The organism is Phycisphaeraceae bacterium (assembly GCA_020851465.1).
Taxonomy (GTDB): Bacteria; Planctomycetota; Phycisphaerae; order Phycisphaerales; family Phycisphaeraceae; genus JADZCR01.
This window is the reverse complement of record JADZCR010000008.1, coordinates 48,593-72,333: the sequence shown is the minus strand read 5'-3', so window position 1 is coordinate 72,333 and position 23,741 is coordinate 48,593. Positions and strand designations below refer to the sequence as shown.

The window sequence follows — 23,741 nt, the reverse complement described above, 5'->3', positions numbered from 1 at the left end:
GGTTTACACCACGGGCTTTTGTCGTTAACTGAGCGAACAGGTCGGGGTTTTTACCTCTGTGTTTTTTCCGGTAAGGAGGCCAATCGTGGGCCGATTTTGGAACAGGGTTCGAGCACTTGAGCGTCGCAAACGTCGCAAGCTCCGTCGTTACCAGTCGGAAACCCGTGTATCTGCGCTGGATACACAGGTCCTTCACGGGCATCAGCTCGAAGGGCTTGAGCAACGTGTCATGCTCAGCGACAGCAACCTGACCGTCAGCGAGATCACGCTGCCTTCAACCGTGAAGCTCGGCTCGACTCTTGATCTCTCTTACACCGTGACGAATCAGGGCAACGAGACCACGGACACCTCGTGGTTTGATTACGGTGTTCTTTCACAAGACAACGTCATCGACGCATCCGACCTGCCGATCCTGAACCTGGATGCTTCCGCGCGCGGTCCGTTGGCGCCGGGCGAAAGCTACACCGTGACTCAGGGACTGACGCTGCCCAGCGGGATTTCCGCGGGTACGTGGAATGTCCTCATCAAGACCGACCGCACCAACACCGTTCGGGAAAGCAACGAGCACGACAACCTGCGCTCCACGCCGATCCAGATCGGCTCGCCTGACCTGTCGATCGTCAGTGCCTCGTCGCCGGCTGATGCCGTCTCAGGAGAGACGCTCCAGCTTTCGTGGACCGTGGAAAATAACGGCCCGTTGGCAGCCAGCGGCGACTGGTATGACGCGGTGTACCTTTCGAGCGACGAACAGCTCGACGCAGGTGACACGCAGCTTGCCCGTCAATCATCCGGCCGCGATCTGGCCGCCGGGAGCAGCTACGAGCAGGCGCAATCGCTGGTGTTACCCGATGTGGACGCAGGGCACTGGTTCCTGCTTTACGTCAGCGACGACGCGGACTTGCTGCGCGAGTTGACGGAAACCAACAACGTCAAAGCAGCACCGATTGAAGTGGTCATCGCTCGTACGCCTGCACCGGCAGAAGGGCCGACCTCGCTGCCTTCGGCGACGCCAAGCTCCGGCGTCATTGCGGCAGCATTCGGTGTCGCCGGGACGCCGGTCCCCACACCGCTGACGCGGGTCGCGCCGGCGGGTTCGATGGTTTATCAGGGATCGGTCAACGCAGACATCACCGCGATCAACACGCCGACGACTTACGATTTGACGCTTGATTCGCCCGCCAAACTGTCCGTCCGGTTTACGCCGCTGGATCAGTCGATCGACGGCCACCTCGTCATCAAGAATCCGTTCGGCACCACGATCGGCACAGCGGATGCGGCGGCGGCAGGCTCGAACGTCGCGGTCTTCAATCTCGATGTCAGCTCCGCAGGCACGTACACGATCGACGTATCGAGTGTTTCAGGTACGGGGGGCTATCTCGTCGATGTGCTGCTCAATGCGGAATATGACAACGAATCGGTGACCCGGCCGACGAACGACACGCCGGCGACAGCGCAGAACATCAACGGCTCAGCGATCGCTCTGCAGGGCGGCGCGGATCGCCTGGCGGTGTTCGGACAGGCTGACGGTGACGACGACTACTACTCATTCACCGCGACCGCCAACCAGCCGATTTCACTCGCGGTTGCTGCGGTCGAGGCCGGCGGCACGCCGCTGACGCTGGCACTCTTTGACTCCAGCGATAATCTCGTCGCCATCGGCGCAGCCAGCGGCGCGAATGTCGCTTCCCGCATCGAAGACTTCGTGCCTGCTTCGACCGGCACGTATAAAGCGCGGGTCGTCGGTACCGACGGCACGCTTTACAACCTCGTCGTCACCCGCCGCGCGGCGTTCGGCATCGAACCGAATCTTGCCGCCACGGCCAATCAACCCTCTCCTTTCGGACAGGACATCACCGAGACCGGCCAGGCGATCGGCAACCTCGGCGCCAGCGGTGACAGCACCAGCACCAGCAGCGGCTCGGTCAATCTGGGCATCAACCTCAACGACGGTGACGGTTTTCTCTGGGACATCCAGCGCGACGGCAGCATCAGCAACGGCAGCGTCGATGCTTACGACGGCGGCTTGCGACTGACCGGCTTTTCGAGCTTCAGTACCGCCAACACAGAAGACGGCGGACGCGAAATCGTCATCGGCACGGCCACGATCAACGGCATGAACGTGACGCGGAAGATTTACGTTCCAGCGAACGGAGGCTTCGCCCGTTTTCTCGAAGTGGTCACCAACCCGACCGCCTCCTCCGCCAACTTCACTGTCGGCCTCACCTCCAACCTCGGCTCCGACGGCAGCACGCAGACGATCGGCACATCAAGCGGCGACACGAACTTTACGACCGACGATAACTGGATCGTCACGGATGACTCGAGCGACGGCGGCGGCGATCCCTCGATGCTGCATGTGATCGCCAATGCCGGCGGTATGCGCCCCAGTTCCGTGTCGCGCAGCGGCGATAATCTGACCTACAACTACAACTTGGCGCTCGCCGCCGGCCAGACCGCCATCATCATGCACTTCGCCTCGCAGAACCCCAATCGCGCCGCCGCGCTGGCGAAGGGGCCTCAACTGGTACAGCTCGATCTGGGCGCGCTGGAGGGGATGACGTCTCAGGAGCGCGAGCAGGTTGTTAACTTCGGCATCGTTGATTCGCAGGACGCCTACCGCTTTGCGGCTCAGGCGGGAGATCAACTTTCCATCACGACCGCCACGCCCGGCGACGCACCCAACGAACCCGCCAACTCACTGGATCCGATCGTTGATCTTTACGATCCGAGCGGGGCGATTGTGGCGACCAATGACAACGGTGCTGCGGACGGTCGAAACGTCGTCATCAACTACGTCGTGCCGTCCGGTCAGGGCGGTAGCTATCGCGCGGTGGTGCGCTCAGTGAGCGGTGAGGGCGATTATGTCTTCCGCGTGACCGGTGCGACGGGCACTCTTGATGCGACGATGACGGTTACCGGCTCGACGCCGACCGCTGGTCAGGGGCTTGGCACTCCGCCGGCGCAGATTGATTTTGTTTTCTCCAAAGCGGTGCGCGCCGACTCGCTGGACACCAGCGATCTCCAGATCGACGGCAACGTGGACGTAACCGGCGTCGAGTTGATTGCCTCGAACGTGGTCCGTTTTTATCTGGATACACCCGATGTCGGCGGGACGTACAGCTATTCGCTGGAGGCCGACGCGGTACTTGATCTTCAGGGCAATGGGAACGACGAATACAGCAGCACGTTTTTCCTCGATCGGCAGGGACCAAGCGTTATCTCCGTGACCCCGGACGGCGATGCGGACGCTCCGTTGTCACAGATCGAGTTCACCTTTGATGAATCGCTCATGCCGATCGGCGGCGTCGGGGCAGGCAGTGCAGGCTTTGGTGCATCGGATATCACCATTGATGACATCACGGAATTCACCGGGCCTGACGGCCAGGATCTGCGCAACACCATTTATTCGGTTGATGTCAGCGGCGCGGTGCTGACCGTGTATTTCCAGCAGACCTCGCAACCCGGTCAATACTCGATGACCATCGGGCCGGACATTGAGGACGTCTATGGCAATGCCATGGATCAGAACGGCAACGGCGTCGCCGGCGAGGGAGAGGACGCGTTCAACGTAACTTTCACGCTGCATGCGCCGGACCTGAGTGTCACCAGCACGTCGAACGGCTCGCCGCTGACACGCGGTGGCGAATTCGACATCAGTTGGACGACGATCAACGCCGGCGACGGAGCTGCCAACGGCGGCTGGTACGACGCCATCTACTTCTCCGAAGACAATATCTACGGCAACGGTGATGACGTTTATGTCGATGAGGTCTGGCAGGGGGACCACGACGGACTGGCGGCGGGCGACAGCTTCGACAGCGACTACAGCGGCCGTGTTCCTGTTGATATTCCCGCCGGTGCCCGATTCATCTTCGTCGTGCTCAATGCCTACGGCGATCTGAGTGAATCCGACAATACAAACAATGTCGCGGTCATGGAGACGACGATCGAAGATCCTGATGTCGATTTCGTCATCAACGACTTCACCGCGCCGGCGTCGGCAGTGCTTGGCCAGTCGATCAGCGTGAGCTTTGAGGTTGAGAATACCGGCTCGATCGAAAACAACGTCTCTGGCTGGTACGACCGGATTGTTCTATCCACCAACGATATTTTCGGTGACGCGGACGACACCTACCTGAGCGAAATTTACGCGGGCAATAACGCACCGTTGGCGAGCAACGGTGTCTATACCCAGACGGTCAACGTCACGATTCCCAGCAATGCCATTACCGGCTCGCGGTATCTGCTGGTCAAGACCGACTATTACGGGCAGCAACCCGAAACCGATGAGGACAACAACGTCAGCTCCCGTGCGATCCAGATCAACGGGCCGGATATCGACCTTCAGGTGACCGCCTCGACGGTGCCTGCTCAGCCGCGGATGAACTCGAACGTCGCGTTGAGCTTTACCGTAACCAATGCCGGCTCGACCGTCACGACGGCGAGCAGTTGGAGCGACTACATCTATTTGTCCAGCGATCAGGTGTACGACGCCAGTGACCGACAGCTTACGGGTATCGCCCACTCCGGCGCGATTGATTCGGGCGGCACGTACACGGTGGATCGCACGGTGTTTTTCCCCAGCGATATCAGCGGCTCCAAGTATGTGCTCTTTGTCACGGATCGGTTCAACAATCAGCCAGAGAGCAACGACCTCAATAACACCACCGCAGTGGCGGTCGATATCACCGGCCCGGATTACGTGATCACACAGGCGGTTTCGCCGGCGAACGCCATCGCGGGTGAGACGTTCAACGTGTCCTGGACGGGGATGAACCAGGGCACAGGGTCAAACTTCTCCTACTGGTACGACTACGTTTATCTGTCGAACGACGATGTCTTCGACGGCAGCGATATCTTTTTGAACAACACGCATACGTATTCACTCATTCCGATCGATGCGGGTGAGAGCTACGACCTTTCAATGGATGTCAAGATTCCAGCGGTCGGGCCGGGGAATAAATACCTGCTGTTCGTCGCCGACGGAACGCGCTGGGAGCCGGAGCTGAATGAGAACAACAACGTCCTCGCCCGGCCGATCACCATCAGCACGCCGGACCTGATCACGACGGATGTCGCCGCGCCGACCGATGTAGTTTCCAACGAGACGATCCACGTCACATGGACTGTTCAGAACAGCGACTCCCAGACGTCGGCGATCGCGGACTGGTACGACTACATCTTCCTGTCGAACGACAACGTATATGACGCCAGCGACACCCAGGTGACCTATCGCTGGGCGGGCAATGAGACGCCGCTGGCCGCCGGGCAGAGCTACACGGTGGGGCTGGATATCGCGTTGCCGAACGTCGGATCGGGTGCGAAATATCTGATCGTTGTGGCTGATCGTGACAATGCCCAGGGTGAGACGGACGAGACCAACAACTATCGCGCAGTTCCGATCAACATTACTGCTCCCGATCTGATCGTCGCCGACAGCAGCGCACCGGCCACGGTGGGTGTGGGTGAAGGTTTCAACATCCACTACACGGTGACCAATCAGGGTTCGACTTCCGCGGTGTCGGATTGGTACGACTATTTCTTTATCTCAAACGACGCGGTGTATGACGCATCCGACACCTACATCACGTACCGTTGGGCGGGGAATGAGTCGCCGCTGGCAGCAGGTGCCAGCTACACCATCGATCAGGGAGTGACCATGCCGTATGTCGGCACGGGCTCCAAATATCTCATCGTTGTTGCCGACCAGAATAACAATCAGGGCGAGACGAACGACGGGAACAACTTCCGCGCGATTCCGATCAACGTCACCGAGCCGGACCTTCAGACCACTGCGGGTACTGCTCCGGAAAACGCGACGTTGAACCAGACGATCGCCGTCACCTACACGGTGACTAACACCGGCCCGTCCTCTGCGACGCAGAACTGGTACGACTACATTTTTATCTCCAATGACGCGATCTATGGGAACGGCGACGATACGTTCCTCCAGTACAACTACATCAACGATCCGACTCCGCTGGCGGCAGGCGCCAGCTATGACTTCACCGCCAATGTCACGCTGCCGGGCACGGGTACGGGGCAGCGCTACATCCTGGTGGTTGCCGACCGCGACAACTACCAGCCGGAAAGCAATAACAACAACAACTACCGCGCGATCCCGATCAACATCGTCGCAACTGATCTGGCGGTGACCGACGGTTCGCTTTCCTTCAGCAGCGCAGCGGCGGGTGAGACGCTCACCGCCAACTGGACCGTGACCAATCAGGGTGTTGCCGAAGCGCCGGCAGACTGGTCGGACAACCTTTACCTGTCGCTCGACCAGACGTATGACGCCAGCGACGTGCTGCTCGGCAGCGAGTCGATCGGCACGCAGACGCCGCTGGCTGGCGGGGCGAGCTATTCGATCAGCCGCGACTTCACGATTCCCGCGGGCACCGCATCGGGTAACTATTACGTGCTCGTCTATGCCGACCGCAACAATCAACAGGGCGAGACTAACGAAACCAATAACACCTATGCGATGGCCTTGTCGGTCGGCTCGGTGAATCTACGGCCGACAGCTTTGTCCGCACCGACCGGTGTGATCCAAGGCGGTACGACGCAGAGCTTCTCCTGGACGGTGACGAATGCCGGCTCGTCGGCGACGAATCAGACTTCGTGGACGGATCGGCTCGTTGTCAGTGCGGACGCCATCTACGGTAATGCCGACGACATTACGCTGGGTGATTTCGTTCACGACGGCGCATTGGCGGCCGGCGGCAGCTACACGCAGACTCAGGATGTCGCGCTGCCCAACACGCTGGGCGGGCTTTACTACGTGTTCATGCTTACCGACGCGACCAATGCGGTCGGTGAGGGTACGAACGAAACCGACAACCGGTCCGTGGTCACGGATATGTTCGTGGCCAGTAATGATGCGGTCGGGCCGTTCATCATCAGCCAGATTCCGGTGGGTACGACCAGCAGCAACGTGTCGAGCGTCCGTCTGCGTTTCAATGAGTGGGTCGATGCCTCGACGTTTACCGCGCAGGACGTTTCCCTCAGCGGTCCCGGCGGCGCGATCGGCGGTGTCGGCGTCACGCCGATCAGCAGCTACCCGCTCTCGCAATACGCCAGCACTCTGCTGGGCTTCAGCTCGCAATACAGTACGGGAAATTATTCCGCTGCCCAGACACTCGGCGCACCCAATACACCCGGGTACGGCGATTACGCCACCTCGTGGGCTCCATCAGTAAGTAACGGCACGACCGAGACGCTATCACTTGGTTACGACATCCCCGTTTACGCCACCGGCGTCTCCATTCGTGAGACGTGGGGCAACGGCATGGTCACGCGCATCGAGCTTATTGATGTCGATGGCAATCTGCACGAAGTCTTCGCTGGTGAAGATCCCACCCAGCCCGGAACGGCTGCGGACTTCGTCTATAACTTTACTCAGACCGATTACCTCGTCCGCGGCGTGAAGATCACCATTGACACCAACCACAATCTCAGCACGTGGGAGGAGATTGACGCGATCCAGCTCCGCGGCCAGAGGCCGACGGACTCCGGTTACACCGACACGTTCGACGTGACCTTCCCGACTCAGAGCGCGGAAGGAATCTACAACATCAACGTCGGTCCGAACATCAACGATATTTCGGGCAACTCGATGCAGGGCGGTGCCAACATCCTGAACTTCAGCGATGATTTTGAAACCGGTGCCAAAGCGCAATGGAGCGCGACGGACACAGCCGTCAGCGACGGGACATCACGGATTCTCGGCAGGTTTACCAACCAGACCGTCAATCTGCATCTGGCGTCACTCCCCGAACACACGCAGGTGCGGCTGGTGTTCGACTTTATTCCCATCGACAGTTGGGACGGCGGCGGTGTCGGCGGCGATACGTTCGGGTTCGACTTCGACGGGCAGAACCAAAGCTCGTGGACTTTCAGCAACTTCAACGGCGCGCAGACATTCCCGCGCCAGCCCGACGTCGGCCCGGCGAACTTCCTCTACGGCGGCTGGCCGGAGGCTATCTACCGTGACATCGAGCAGACCGTTTCGCACACCGGCGATGATCTGACGATCAACTTCATCGGGTCCGGTCTCCAGGACATCAACGACGAAAGCTGGGCGATCGATAATGTTCGTGTCTTCCTCGACTCGGCGACGCCGGGTGTTTACCCCGGCACCTTCACGATTGACAAGACGGGGCCGTCGGTTTCGTCGGTGACGCCATCGGGTGTGGTTGAGCCGCCGGTGTCGCAGTTGGATGTGACTTTTAACGAAGCGATTCAACAGGCGACGTTCGGCGTCGATGACGTGACGCTCACCGGGCCGGCCGGCGCGATCGCTGTCACCGGCGTGACGCGCATCAGCGGAAATACCTATCGCCTCGCATTCGCTTCCCAGACCGAATCGGGAACCTACAACCTGACCATCGGCCCCAACGTGCTCGACACGGCTGGTAACTCGATGGCGGCGACGTTCAACGGAACCTTCGCCATCGGCGTCGCGCCGGATCTGGCGGTCACCGCGTTCATGGCACCGGCGCAGCCTCTGGTAGGCAATCCGGCGCAGGCGGCTGTGAGCTGGACCGTGACAAACCAGGGCGCGACCACCACCACTGAGAGTCAGTGGGTGGACCGCGTTTACATCACGACCAACGACACGGTGGGCGACGGTGACGATGTGCTGCTCGGCGAGTTCACCCACGACGGCGCGCTGGCTCCGGGCGGTGCATACACGCAGGACCAGACCGTGACGCTGCCGCCGAATCGGACCGGCACTTTCAAGCTGTACGTGGTCACTGACGCCGCCGACGATGTTTCCGAGAGCGGCTCTCCGCTGAACAACCGATCCGCGCTGGCACCGATTCAAGTGACGGTTCCTTACGCGGACCTGATCATCGAGACGGTGTCCGCTCCGGTGAACGCTCAGAGCGGTCAGAATGTCGAAATCGGCTGGCGTGTGCGGAACCAGGGTGTCGGCACAACGAACGTGACGAGCTGGAACGACCGCATCATGATCTCCGCCAACGACACGCTCGACGCCAACGACGTGCAGGTCGGTCTGATCAATCACAGCGGCAATCTGGCCGCCGACGAGACCTACTCGACGACAGCGATGGTGAAGTTACCCAACGGCGTGTCGGGTAATTTCCACGTCTTCGTCATCACCGATTTCAACAACAACGTTTACGAGTATCAGTTCGACAACAACAACAGCGCGCGAACAGTTGATCCGATCACCATCGCGGCCACGCCCGAACCCGACCTCCAGGTTTCCGGTCTCAACGCTCCGATCAGCGCGCAGCCCGGTCAGACCGTGGCGGTGGACTGGACCGTGACCAACAGCGGTACGGGCGTCGCGCCCGGTCCGTGGGTGGATCGTGTTTACATTTCCACCACCGGCACGCTTTCGGGTGCGACGTTGCTGGCGACCGTCCAGCGCGCCGCTGATCTGGCGTCCGGCGCCAGCTACTCCGCGGCTGCGAATGTCACGATTCCCAATCTCGGCGACGGCAACTATCGCATCATCGTCGTCACTGATTCGGACAATGCTGTTTACGAAGGCTCAAAGGAAGGGAACAACCTCCGCGCCAGCGCGGGTGTCGTCGCCATCGGCCACTCCGATCTCCAGCCGCAGATCGAAAGCCCGGCATCGGGGACGGCGGCGCAGTCCGGCTCGAGCATCAACGTCTCCTGGCGTGACGCCAACGTCGGCACCGCCAATGCCGTGGGCGCATGGGTGGATCGCGTTTATCTTTCGCAGAACACCACGCTCGACGGCAGCGACAAACTCCTGGCCGAGGTTGCCGCCAACGGCCCGATCGCCAGCGGCTCCAACCTGCTGCGTTCGACCAATGTCCAGATTCCGCTTGAGGTTTCGGGTAACTGGTACCTGCTGGTTGTCAGCGACGCGACCAACACGGTCAACGAATACGGTGCGGAAACCAACAACGTCGCATCATCAGCGCTCAATGTCACGCTCGCGCCATACGCGGACCTGGCGGTGTCGAACGTGACCGCACCGGCGATGTCCATCGGCGACCCGCTCAAGGTGACCGTTGGCTGGACGGTTTCCAACGTCGGCACGGGGGCCGGTCAGACTTCAAGCTGGAACGACCGCATCGTCGCCTCCGGGAACGCCATCGTCGGTGACGGCGATGACATCACGCTGGCGACCTTCGCCCATTCCGGTGCCATGGCGGTGGGGGAGAGCTACACGCGGAGCGAGTTGATCAGCCTGCCGCCCGCGTTCCAGGGTCGTTACCACCTGTTCGTCCGCACGGATGTGAACGACGTCGTGTTTGAAAACGGCTCGGAAGCCAACAACGCAGCTGAGCCTGCGAGCTTCTTCGATGTCACAACGATTCCGTACTCGGATCTTCAGGTGGCAGCCGCCAGCGCCGACGCCACAGCCTCCAGCGGGCAGTCGTTCAGCTTCACCTGGGATGTGACCAACAACGGCATCGCGACGACGAATGTTTCGTCGTGGTGGGACTCGGCTTATCTCGCCACGGATGCGGAAGGGGCCAACATCGTCACCCATCTGGGCAATTTCAACCACGTCGGCGCGCTGGCGGTGGGCGATACCTACACTCGCACCGGTCAGGCGACGCTCCCGCAAGGGATCAGCGGTACGTATTACGTCGTCATCGTCACCGGTGGCCCTTACGAGTTCATCTACAACAACGCACTCAACCGCCGCGTGAGCGGCCCGATCAGCATCTCGCTGACTCCGCCGCCCGACCTGACGGTGACCGACATCGTTGCGCCGACCGATGTGCTTTCCGGCTCCAAGATCGACGTGAGCTGGACCGTGACCAATCAGGGCGCGGGTGACGCCATCGGCGGATGGTCCGACTACATCTACATGCAGGAAGCGGGTAATCCGAACGCTCCGAAGATCTCGCTCGGTTCGTTCGGTTTCGGTAATCCGATCCAGGCTGGCAAGTTTTATCAGCGATCCGAACAGGTCACGCTCCCGACGAACATTCAGGGCACGTTCCGTATCGGTGTGGCGACCAACTCAAACAATTCGCTTTACGAACACGGTGCGACCACTAACAACACGACGCTCGACGATCAGACAATCACCGTCACGCTCTCGCCGCGAGCTGATCTCCAGGTGCAGGGTGTCACCGCGCCTGACACGGTTCAGGCAGGCGGCACGGTTGCGCTTAACTTCACCGTCATCAATCAGGGCACGGTGGCGGCCGGCGGACGCTGGACGGACAACGTCTATCTCTCGCTCGACAGCACCTATTCAGGTGACGACATCCTCATCGGCTCGCTTCAGAATGAGTCGGCACTGCTGCCGGGCGAGCAGTACCAGAGCACGACGCCGAGCTTGGTGATCCCGCGTCGCTTCCGTGGTCCGGTGTTCCTGATTGTCGTGACCGACACGGGTAACTCGGTTGACGAGTACCCCAACGACAACAACAACACCGCCGCGGTACAGGTCAATGTCAACCCGCTGCCGCCCGCCGATCTGGTCACCAGCAACGTCGCGGCACCTGACCAGGCGTTTGACGGGTCGGTCATCACGGTCAAGTACAAAGTCACCAACCTCGGCATCGGTGAAACCGATCAGGACGGTTGGACGGACACGATCTGGCTGACGACGGATCGCGGTCGTCCGTTCCCGACGATCACGCTCAGCGACGGATCATCGGTCCCCGGCGACACGCTGCTGGGCAGCTTCGGTCACAGCGGTTCGCTGGAAATCGGAGAAAGCTATGAGCAGACGGTGCAGGTGCGTCTGCCCAGTCAGATCACGGGCCAGTACTTCATCACACCCTGGAGCGATTCGTATCAGGTGGTGACGGAAGACACGCTGGACATCAACATCAACCCTGACGATCCCAACGAGCTGGATAACAACAATTACAAGGCTCGTCCGATCACGATTCTGCTGACTCCGCCGCCGGACCTGATTGTCTCGACGGTCAGCGCGATGCCCGCCGCTGTGGGCGGTGAAGATTTCACGGTTAACTGGACCGTGAAGAACCAGGGCAACGCCACCACCAACGCGGGCGGCTGGAGTGATCAGATTTATCTCTCCGACAAGCCGACGATCAACGAGCCCGGCGCGAACGCGCAGTATCTGGGCGATGTGGCCCATAGCGGAGACCTGGGTGTCGATCAGACCTACAGCGCCTCGCTGACGGTCAAACTCGCGCCCAACGCTCACGGCAAGTACGTGCTGGTCAAGACCGGCTCGTCAGTGTGGGAAGGCCCCTACACCGACAACAACACCAACATTGGTGCGACCAACGTCACGCCGCTGCCTCCGGCTGATCTTCGCGTCATGTCCGTCACGGCGCCCAGCCAGAACTTCTCAGGCGAAAAGGCGACGATCTCCTGGACCGTGCAGAACTTTGGCCCGACGATGTGGAGCGGGACGCAGTATTGGAACGAGCGAGTCTTTATTTCCCCTGATCCGGTCTTTATCCCCGGTCGGGCGACACCCCTGGGTGATTTCACGCATGAAGTGAAGCAGCCGCTGGCGACGGGTCAGAGCTACACCGAGACCCGCGAAGTCACGCTGCCCGCAGGTATCGGCGGGGAGTACTACATCTACGTCTTCGTGGACACCGGCGCGAAACAGACGCTGGCTACCGGCGGAAACGAGGGCAACTACAACTACTTCAGAAGCAATGGTTACGAAGACCCGGCAAACAACCAGGGCAGCACGCTGATCCCGGTGACCTATCGTGAGCCTGACCTGCAAGTGACCAACCTCGTCCTGCCTGCCGTCACGCCGCACTCAGGTGACACGATCCACGTCAGCTGGACGACGACCAATCTGGGCACCCGCACGACACGCCAGAGCGGTTGGCTGGACCGCGTGTACCTTTCCCGTGACGCATCGCTGTCGAACGATGACCAAACACTCGGCACGTTTGCTCGCAGCGGCCAACTGGCTCCCGGTGCGTCGTACGACGGCGGGTTGGATGTGCTGCTGCCTGATGGAATCTTCGGCGACTTCTACGTGCTGGTGTTCACCGATTCAAACCTCGATGGCTCCACGCCGCCCGGCTCGGCAGGCGTGGGCTTTGAGTATCTGGTCGATCAGACCATGGCGCGGGTGCCCGAGTTCTTCGACGAGGGCAACAACATCACCGGCGCGTCAATGCCGATTCTGCTGACAACGCCTCCCGATCTCCAGGTGACGCAGGTGCTCGCCCCGACGCAGGCGACGACCGGTCAGTTCTTCGACGTGACCTACACCGTGACCAACAACGGCGGCGGTGACACCTCGCCGCGTCAGAGCAAGTGGCAGGATCTGGTTTACCTGTCGCGCGATCAATTCCTTGATCTGAGTGCGGATCGTTATCTGGGGTACATCGAGCACACGGGCGGACTGGCAGCGGGGGACTCCTACGAGATCACGCAGGCGTTCCGTGCGCCGAAGGACCTCACCGGGCCGTTCTATGTCTTTGTCATCACTGATCCGGCCCGCTACAGCGTGCGCGGTGATGTGTTTGAAGGCGATAACGAGTCGAACAACGCGCGCCCGACCGCGGTGCAGATGTTCATCAACCAGCCGCCGCCGGCCGATCTCCAGGTGCTCGCCATCGACGTGCCTCCGTCCGCCAGGTCCGGGGACACGATCACCGTTTCGTGGAATGTCACCAACCGGGGCAATCCGGTCAGCGGTACCTGGACGGATGCAGCGTATCTGTCGAGCGATTCGACCTGGGACATCAACGACCGCCCGCTGGGTCGCGCGACATACACCGGCGTGCTCAACACGGACGGCAGCTACACGCTCTCCGTCACCGCCACCTTGCCGCCGGCCAAGCCCGGCCAGTACCGCATCATCGTCCGCCCTGACATTTACAACGAGGTGTACGAAGGCGCTAACGAGGCGAATAACAAGACCGCCTCGGCTGACCCGCTCAACGTTACGGTTGATGAACTTCAACTGGGCGTACCGCTGGCGACGACGCTGAGTACCGGACAGGACCGACTCTTCCAGGTTTCCATCGGTCTCAACCAGACGCTCAAGGTCACCATCGACGGCAACGGCGGAGCAAACGAACTTTTCATCCGCGGTGACGATGTGCCCACGGCCTTCCGCTACGATGCCTCCTACTCCGGCCCTCTCGCGCCGGATCAGACCGTCGTGATTCCGGGCACCACAGCCGGCACATATTTCATCCTCGTGCGAGGCCACTCAGAGCCGAGCGAAAATACGCCGGTGGTCATCCTCGCCGAAGCGGTACCCTTCAGCATCATCGATGTCAGCGCGGATCGCGGCGGCGACAGCCGCTACGTCACCGCACGGATCACCGGTGCGCAGTTCCAGCAGGGTGCGATCGTCAAGCTTTCACGTCCCGGCATCGATGAACGTGAGCCGGTCAATTATCAGGTCGTTGACAGCACGACGATCATCGCGATTTTCGATCTGCGTGAAGCTCCGCACGGGCTGTACGACATCAAGGTCATCAACCCTGACGGCGCAATCGCCTACTCGCCGTATCGCTACCTCGTCGAGCGTGCGCTCGAGGCGGATGTGGCTGTCGGCATGGGCGGCCCGCGCGTGCTGGCACCCGGCTCGGTGGGCACCTACGGCGTCTCGGTCAAGAACCTGGCGAACGTCGATGCGCCCTACGTCTTCTTCCAGATCGGCACACCCGAACTGGGCAAGAACGAGATTCTTTTCAATCTCCAATACACCGTCCTGACCTCGAACATCAACGGTGCCCCCGAAGACACGCTGCCCGGCGTGCCGTGGGCGAGCATCGACTCAAAGGTCAACACCAACGGCAACAACCTCGCGCCGGCGTATATCTTCGATCTGGCCAACGGCGGATGGGCCGGACGCACTTTCAACATTCACACGTATCCCGGCCTCAATGAAATCCTGGCACAGGATCCGACCAACTTCGCCAATCTCCGGCAGCGCATCTACGACATGTATCCGGAGTTTGTCGGCCAGCTTGATAACGGCCCGGAAGACCTCGACAAGATTTATCCCGGCCTGACTTCGATCTACCTGTCGGTCGCTGGTAATGGCGGCCCGCTGGAAGGGATCGAGGATGAGGACATCGCGTTTGTGTTCAATATCACGGCTTCGGCGACCGCGCTGACCCGCGATGAGTTCATCGCGATGCAGAAGGCTGAGGCTCTGAAACTGCGAACCAGGATTCTTCAGGACTCCAGCTCACCGCTGGCACTGGTCGTGCTCGCGTCCGATCCGACGCAGTGGAGCGATGCGTACCTGGCTGCGCTGGAACAGGCCGGCCTGCTCCGCGAGCCGGACGATGCGCCGCCGATTCGACAGAATCCGCTGGTCATCAGCCTCATGGCCACGCTGGCGACCGGTCTGCTCGTTGGTCCCGCCGGCGATCAAATCGTTACCGACGGCAATCTGGTCTCCTTCTTCAGCAAGATCCACGAGTGGTATGGCGACACTCCGGGCGTCGAGGGCTCAGCGGACATTCCTGACCCCGAGACGTTCAACCTCCACACCTCGCGCCCGACGCACACCGAAACCTTCAAGGTGTTCGTGCCCTATGGCGATGCACGTGTGGATATCCCGCCGTTTGCGCCGGTGATTCCGCCCGACTTCAGCAGCTTCTTCAACGGCGCGGGAACGGTCGGTCGTCAGGCGACACTCGTTGGCCCCATCGGTGCGGGCAATCAGAACTTCATCCCCGGCGTCTCCGGCGGTCAGGCGATGCCGTTCACGATCAACTTTGAAAACCCGGCAAACGCCTCGACAGCCGTGCAGGAAGTGCGCGTCGTCACACAGCTCGACAGCGACACCGATCCGCGGTCATTCCGACTCGGCGATGTCCGGCTGGGTGATATCACGCTGCACATGCCTGACGGACGCGGCGCGTTCCAGGGCGACTTCGACTTCTCGACCAGCAAGGGCTTCATCCTCCGCGTGAGCATGGGTCTCGACCCGATCAGCAACGTGGCGACCTGGCTCTTCCAGGCGATCGACCCGGAGACCGGCGAACTGCTCGAAGACACCAGCAAGGGCTTCCTGCTGCCCAACAACGCGGAAGGTCGCGGCTCGGCGTTCGTTACCTACACCGTTTCCCCCAGCGATGGGCTTGCTACGGGAACGGAAATCTCCGCACAGGCGCGCGTTCTTTTCAACAACGCACCGCCGCAGGACACGCTGACGGTCAAGTACCTCGTTGATGGCGTCGCGCCGACCACGACGCTCACCTCACAGGTACTCGCCAGCGGTACCGATTACCTGCTCAACTGGTCCGCGACGGACGATGACAGCGGATCAGGCGTCAAGGCGGTAACGGTGTACGTCGCCACCGACGGCGGCGACTTCATGATCTGGAAGAGCCAGACAACCGACACGTCGGGTGTTTACAACGGTGAAGCCGGCCACACGTATGAGTTCCTCGCCCTGGCGACGGACAACGCAGGCAACAAAGAGCTGCCTCCGGTCGGCATTGCTGCACCTGATGATGGTGGCGGCGCCAACCTCGGTGCGCTTCCGACCGTTCCGAGCACGACACCGGAAGACCTCGGCCCGGGACCGGAGCCGACCGGCCCCTCGACGAACTCGCTCTTTACCCAGGTACAGGATGGCATTCCGTCGATTCCGTCCCTGACACAGCCGGCGGATTATGACGTTGTGTTCGCGCCGTTCTCCGGTCGCGCCTTCGCCACCGGTATCGGTCAGAGCCAGGCGGGCATCGGCTCGATGGCTATCGCAGTCCGCGCTGACGGCAAGGTGCTCGCCTCCGGCGGGCCGGCGCGTAACCAGATTTTCCTGCTCAATAAAGACGGCGGCGCGGCTGGCGCACCTCTGGCGACGCTCGACGTTCCCGTTTTCGACATGGCTTTCGATGAAACGGGCAACCTCTGGGCGACCACCGGCGGCGGCGCGCTTCTGCGCCTCGACGCCAACACCGGCCAGATTCTCGAACGCATCGGCGACGGTATCACGCAGGCACTGGCGGTCGAGCCGGGCACCGGGCGGCTGTATGTTTCGTCGGGCAACGGCATCGAGGTTTACAACCCGGCGACGGGCAAGTTCACCCACTTCAGCAATACCCGCGTGGGTAACCTCGCGTTTGACAATGACGGCAAACTCTGGGGTGCCGTCTGGCCGTACCGCGGTGATGTCGTGCGATTCGACAGCAAGGGCCGCGCTGAAGTCATGGTCGAGCTGACCACAGCGGTGGACTCGATCGCCTTCGGCAAAGCAGGCAGCTCGCTGGCGGGTCTGCTCTTTATCACTTCCAACGATGGTCCCAAGGGCGGCATCGGCAGCGAACTGACGATGGTGGATCTGGCGACTCTCAACAAGGTCGCGGTCGCCCGTGGCGGCAGCCGTGGTGACATCGTTCGCACGACGCAGGACGGTCGCGTCCTCGTGAGCCTCACAGACCAGATCGACGTGCTCAATCCATCGCTGGCTCCGCGTGTCGTGGACACGAACCCGCCTGCCGACGCGATTGTCGCTCTGCCGCGCGGCACGGTTCAGGTCGTCTTCGATCACGACATGCTCGTTGACACGGCGAGCAACCCTGATTCGGTCATCAACCTGAATAACTACCAGCTCTACGGAGACAAGAGCGGTTACGTGACGGTTCGTTCGGTGATCTACGACGCTGCGACACGCACTGCGGAGATCAGCTTCGATGCGCTTCAGACGGATGAGTTTGTCCTGACCGTCGCCAGCCGCATCCAGAGCACCGAGGGCCTGGAACTGGGCAGCGCGTACCAGACGCAGTTCCGCACGGTATCCAACTTCGCGGCCTTCGTGAATATCGAGTTCATCAATCCGCGGTCGGAGCGCAACAGCGACACCGCTTCCTACGACGTGAGAGTGACGAACATCGGTGACTTCGACCTGCTGGCGCCGATGATGCTCGTGCTTTCTCCGACGCGGCCGTTCACAGGTGAGCCGCTCGATGCGTCGATCCTGGAGGAGCCGGATGTCTATGTCATCGACCTGACCAACAATCTGCCCGGCGGCAAGCTCGCGCCGGGTGAGTCGTCGATCATCCGCACGATCACGATCGACAATGCCGTCGCGCAGCGACTGCACGTGAGCCACGGCATTTACGCCAACGAATATCCCAACGCCAGCCCGATCATCGACTCGACCGCGGTGGTGGAAGCGACCGCCGGCCAGCCGTTCGCCTATGACGTTGAAGCGCACGACCCCGACGGCGTGGGTCTGGCGTACCTGCTTTACAAGGCTCCACAGGGCATGACGATCGATCCGGCGACGGGTCTGATCTCCTGGGAGCCGACCGTTGCAAGCCCCGCCAACGCGCCGGTTGAAGTGATGGTGTTTGATTCCCGTGGCGGCTACGACATCCAGTCGTTCACGATCGCCGTGGCGGGAGTCAATCAGGCACCGAGCATTACTCCGCTGCCTGCGCAGATCAACGGCAAGGAAGGCGAACTGCTTGAGATCGTCATTTCCGCGACCGATGCGGAAAGCGATCCGCTGATTTACTGGGCGGATCACCTGCCGGCTGGTGCGTCATTTGACCCGACCAGCCACACGCTCAGTTGGACGCCCGGCCCGAACGCGGCGGGTATTTATCAGAACGTCACTTTCGTCGCCAGCGATGGTCTGCATCAGTCCACCGTCACGACGACGCTCCAGATTTCTCCGGCGAGTCAGGCTCCGAGCCTGCTGCGTCCGTCCGACCGCGTGGTGCGCGAGGGCGACCAGCTTCGCATTCAGTTGCAGGCCTCCGACGCCGAGGGCGAGACGATCACTTACTCCAGTGCCTTGCTCCCGCCCGGCGCGCTGCTGGACCCGAACACGGGCTTGTTTGAGTGGGATGTTCGTTACATTCAGGCGGGCGAGTTTGACATTCCGTTCACTGCCAGCGACGGCGTGCGCTCGACGACACGGACGACGCACATCACGGTTCTCAACGTCAACGGCGCGCCGGTGTTTGACCAACTCGGCACGTGGCAGGTTCAGGAGGGTGCGTTCCTGACGTTCCGTGCGTTCGCATTCGACCCGGATAACCCCGGCTACGTTCCGCCCACCCGCCTGCCGGACAATTCGTTGACCGACCTAGAGGGTACAGCTCCGTCAGTGACTTATCAGGTTTCCGGTCTGCCTCCGGGTGCGACCTTTGACCTGGAAACGTCCGAGTTCAAGTGGACGCCGACCTATGACCAGACTGGAAGCTACAACGTCACCTTCACCGCGACGGACAACGGCGACGGTACGGGCGTACCGCTGACGAGCACGGTCACCGTGCCGATCAACGTGTTCAACACGAACCGCGCGCCGGAGATCCCGGAACTGAATAACGTCAGCATGAATCGCGGCGAGACGCTGACGATCGACCTCGCGGCAACCGATGCCGACGGCAACCCGATCACCTTCACGGCGCAAAGCTCGCTGCCGTTCTTCGCGCTGCCGTCGTTCGCCACGTTCACCGATAACGGCGACGGCACAAGCCGACTCGTGATGACGCCGGGCGTCGGTGATCGCGGCAACTACACCATCACCGTACGGGCGTTTGATAACGGTGACGGCGGCGGGGCTGGCGCGGTCCTCGTGGCCGAACGCTCCTTTGTGCTGACGGTCAACTCCCCCAATGAAGCTCCGATCCTGTCGTTCATCGGCAGCAAGGTGGCGGTCGCCGGCCAGAAGATTTCGCTGCTGCTCAAGGCCAGCGATCTGGATCAGGACGATCTGACGTTCGAAGCGACCAATCTGCCCGCCGGTGCGACTCTCACGCCGCAGGCAACCTATGGCACGGCTCTGTTCGAGTGGACCCCGACGAGTGCGGACATCGGGTCACGGTCGATGACGTTCACCGTCACCGACAGCGGCAACGGCGTGCCGGCGAATGTCGCATCCGACAGCGAGACGATCACGCTGGTGGTTCGTGCTGCCAACGCGGCTCCGTTGCTCAGCCCGGTTGGTAATCGCGTGGTGTCCGAGCTGTCCACGCTGAATATCCAATTGGCTGCGACCGATCCTGACAATGATCCGCTGGCTTACAGCGTCAGCAATCTCCCGCCGGGCGCGAGCTTTGATGCGGCGACCGGTCTGCTCACGTGGAAGCCGCACCTGTTCAATGCTGGAACCTATCCGGGCGTGGTCTTCTCTGTCAGCGACGGCAACCTGACCAGCAGCGACACGATCACCATCACGGTCAGCAACCTCAATCAGGCTCCGACCGTCACCCCGCTGCCTTTGCAGTCAGGTCGGGAAGATTCACTGGTCCAGTTCAACGTGATCGCCAACGATATTGATGGCGATCCGCTTGCGTTGGCATTGACCTCATCGTTGCCGGCGGGTGCGAAGTTCAACGCCGCCACCGGTCTGTTCACCTGGAAGCCCGGCTATGAACAGGCCGGACTGTATTCGTTGACATTCACCGCGACCGACCCGCAGGGTCTGGTGGGTACGACGACGGTGAAGGTCCGCATTGATAACGTCAACCGTGCGCCGACGCTCAACGTGTCGAACCACGCGGCGGTACTCGGCGAGCCGTTGACCTTCAACATTCCTTCCGCCGACGCCGACCTGAACACGACGTTGAGCTACTTTGCTCAGGGCTTGCCCGAAGGGGCGACGATCGACGCGCAGACCGGCCAGGTGAACTGGACGCCCGGCCCCGGCCAGGCGGGTGATTACATCGTGGTCTTCGGTGTGTCAGACGGACAGGACTCGACGACGCAGTCGGCACTGATCCGAGCTTCGGTCACCCCGCAGGCTCCGACCGTAGTGATCGAGCTGACGCCGAGCTTCCCGGCTGTTCCCGGCCAGAAGGTCATCATCCACGCGGCGGCGACAAGTCTTGCGCAGATCGCCAGCCTGACCGTGAAAGTCAATGGGCTGGCCGTCGCGCTCGATTCCTTCGGCCGCGCTGAATACATCCCGACGACACCCGGTCAGATTGCTGTTGAGGCGATCGCCACGGATGTGGACGGGATGGTGGGTCAGGCGAATGCGGTGCTGAAAGTCCGTGATCCAGCGGATGTGCTCGCGCCGGTCGTGAGCTTCAACCCGCTACTGGGATTGAACGCTCTGACTACGACGAGCGACGTGCTGGCCAGCGTGTCGGATACCAATCTCGACTCCTGGACACTTGAGATTGCGCGGTTTGGACAGGCCGACTTTGCTGTCCTCGCGCAAGGCACGGCGAATGTCGCCGATGCAGCCATTGCGAGCATCGATCCTACGCTCGTTGCCAACGGCTTCTACACGCTGCGACTGACCGCGACGGATATCGGCGGGCGGTCATCGGTGGCAAACGTCGTGGTCGAAGTGAATACGGCCGCCAAGAACGGCCAGTATGTGCTGAGTCAGACGGACATGGCTGCGATACTCGACGGGACGAGCTTCGAGCTGGACCGTGCGTACGACTCACTCATGCGTGACGTGGATCACGGACTGGGTTACGGCTGGCGCTTGGTGCAGCGCGACTTTGATATCGAAGTCTCGGTACCGGATACCGGCCGTGAGGAGTTCGGTGCATACAACGCGCTGTCGATCGGCTCGCGGCTGTTCCTGACATTGCCCACGGGTCAGCGCGTCGGCTTCACGTTCCAGCCTGTCAAGCACACGCTGGTCGGTGCGGCGTCCTATTACACGCCGGCCTGGGTCGCCGACCTGAGCAACGGCTGGACGCTTGAGTCCGCCGACGCCAAGCTCACTCTTGGCGGTGAAAAACTTTACGATCTCCAGACCGCGCGTTCGTACAACCCCGCCAGCGGCCGCTTTGACGGTGCGGACTACACGCTCACCGGGCCGGACGGCACGAAATACCTCATCGATGCGACACGCGGCACGCAGGAAATCATCACGGCTGACGGCAAGCACATGGTCTTCACCGATGGCGGCATCACAGCCCCCAATGGTGAGACGATCGGCATGCAGCGCAGCGATGACGGCCGACTCTCGGCACTCATTGCGCCTGACAGCAGTCGCGTGATTTACAACTATGACGCTGCGGGCAATCTGATCGCCGCCCGCAATCTCTCGACCGGTGCGTCGAATCGATACGGATACTCGCTCACCGATCCGCATCTGCTGGTTGTCGGGGTGACGCCGTCGCTGACGGCTGCGACCAGTGTCGGCGCGGTGGTGACATATCCGGCGGGTGCCGGCCTGCCGCTGGTGTCGCCGGTGATTGCCGATCTGGGCAGCACGGGCCAATTCACGCCGGTGGTGACATCGGGTGAAATCACGCAGGGTGAAACAGCGAACTACGCCTTCAGCCTGCGCGATTCCGAGTTGGCTTCGACTACGCAATCGGGCACGGTACTCATCGGTATCGGAGTTTCCGCCCGTAGCGGCAGTACGCTCAATCCGGCCGTCGCAGGTCTGGACGGCCTTACGCCACTGGTGGCCCGCGAACTTAACGGCGTGTCATACGCTCTCTATGCCGTCAGTGCATCGGGTCTGCACAGCATCGCGCTGACAGGTCTCAACGGCTCGTCCGGTGAGTTTGATCTCAAAGTCTTCGTCGCCGGCGATGTCAATCTCGACGGCAACGTGAATGGTCTCGACGGCGCGGCGCAGGCTCTGGCACTGGGCAGCCAGGCGGGTGATGCGAACTACAACCCCGCTGCGGATACGAATCTCGACGGCGTGGTTAACGCCACCGACGTTCAGATCATGGGAGCGAATTACGGCTTTGTCGCCAATCGCGCGCCGGTCGTCGTCGATGGCAATACGCTCACGCACAAGGATCTCGAAGTCCGTTTCGATGCTTCGACGATTGCGACCGATCCGGAAGACGACACGATCTACTACCGCGTGGTCAACGTGCAGCACGGCTCTGCCCGCCTCGCGGCTGACGGCAAGACGGTGATCTTCCAGCCGGCTGCGGATTACAGCGGCACGGCGAGCTATCAGGTTATCGCTGACGACGGCTTCGGGACCTCGGCGCCGGCGACCGTGACGGTGAACGTCAGCACGGCAGCACTGACCAATCTCCAGATCGTCAATCGCAATCCGCGCATCGATATCGGCGAGGTCCAGGCCCTGACGGTGCTCGGTGATTTCGAGGATCAGCAGGATGTCGTACTCGCGCCGTCTTACCTGAACTTCCTTTCCACCAATGTCGGATCGGCTGCCGTTGGCGCTGACGGCAGAGTCACCGGTCTGTCGGACGGCACCGGCGTGATCGTCGTCTCCAGCCACGGCATCGTCGCGGCGACAGCATTCCAGGTCGGTGAAACCCCGGCTGCGGATCAGCCGCTGGCGATCAACGGCGTCAACGTCAACCCGGCTGCGATTCTCCTCGCCAGCAACGGCGGTCAGCAGCAGTTGCGCGTACGCCTGCCCGATGGCAGCGAGGTCACGCTCGGCTCGACGGGAACGAACTACTACTCGAGCAACTCGGCAGTCGTGTCGGTCAACGCAGACGGCTATGTCACCGCTGTTGCCGCGGGTAATGCTTCGATCACAGTCACGCACAAGATGGCTGAGGTAGTTATTCCGGTCGTGGTCCAGCAGGTGCTGACAAGTCCGTCACAAGTCGGACAGCAGGGCGGCATCGTCGAAGGCGGCGGCGCCCAGGTCATCATCCCTGAGGGTGCGCTGGCGTCGGATACGCTCGTAAGCATCACGCCGATCACTCAGCAGCAAGTCGGCCTGCCGTTGTTCGAGCCGTTCGAGTTCGCCGGTGCGTTTGAGCTGGACCTCGGCGGTGCGGTGCTGAGCAAACGGGCGCAGATCGTTCTGCCGGGCAGCGGGCTGGCGGCGGGCACGAAGGTGGTCTTCCTCCGGGCCGGCACGACCACCGACGCCGACGGTCAGACGGTCAATGCGTGGTATCAGGATGAGGTAGGCGTCGTCGGTG

General features: G+C 61.5%; 1 protein-coding gene (cut by a window edge). It reads left to right on the top strand.

Going from position 1 to position 23,741, the window contains the following annotated elements; translation table 11 throughout:
* Nucleotides 1-85: 85 nt before the first annotated feature.
* Nucleotides 86-23,741: the 5' portion of a tandem-95 repeat protein gene (locus IT444_10630; GenBank protein ID MCC7193224.1), read on the top strand. Its footprint extends 11,975 nt past the window's final position; the window shows 23,656 of its 35,631 coding nt (coding positions 1-23,656); it begins with the start codon at nucleotides 86-88; its stop codon lies beyond the right edge, outside the window.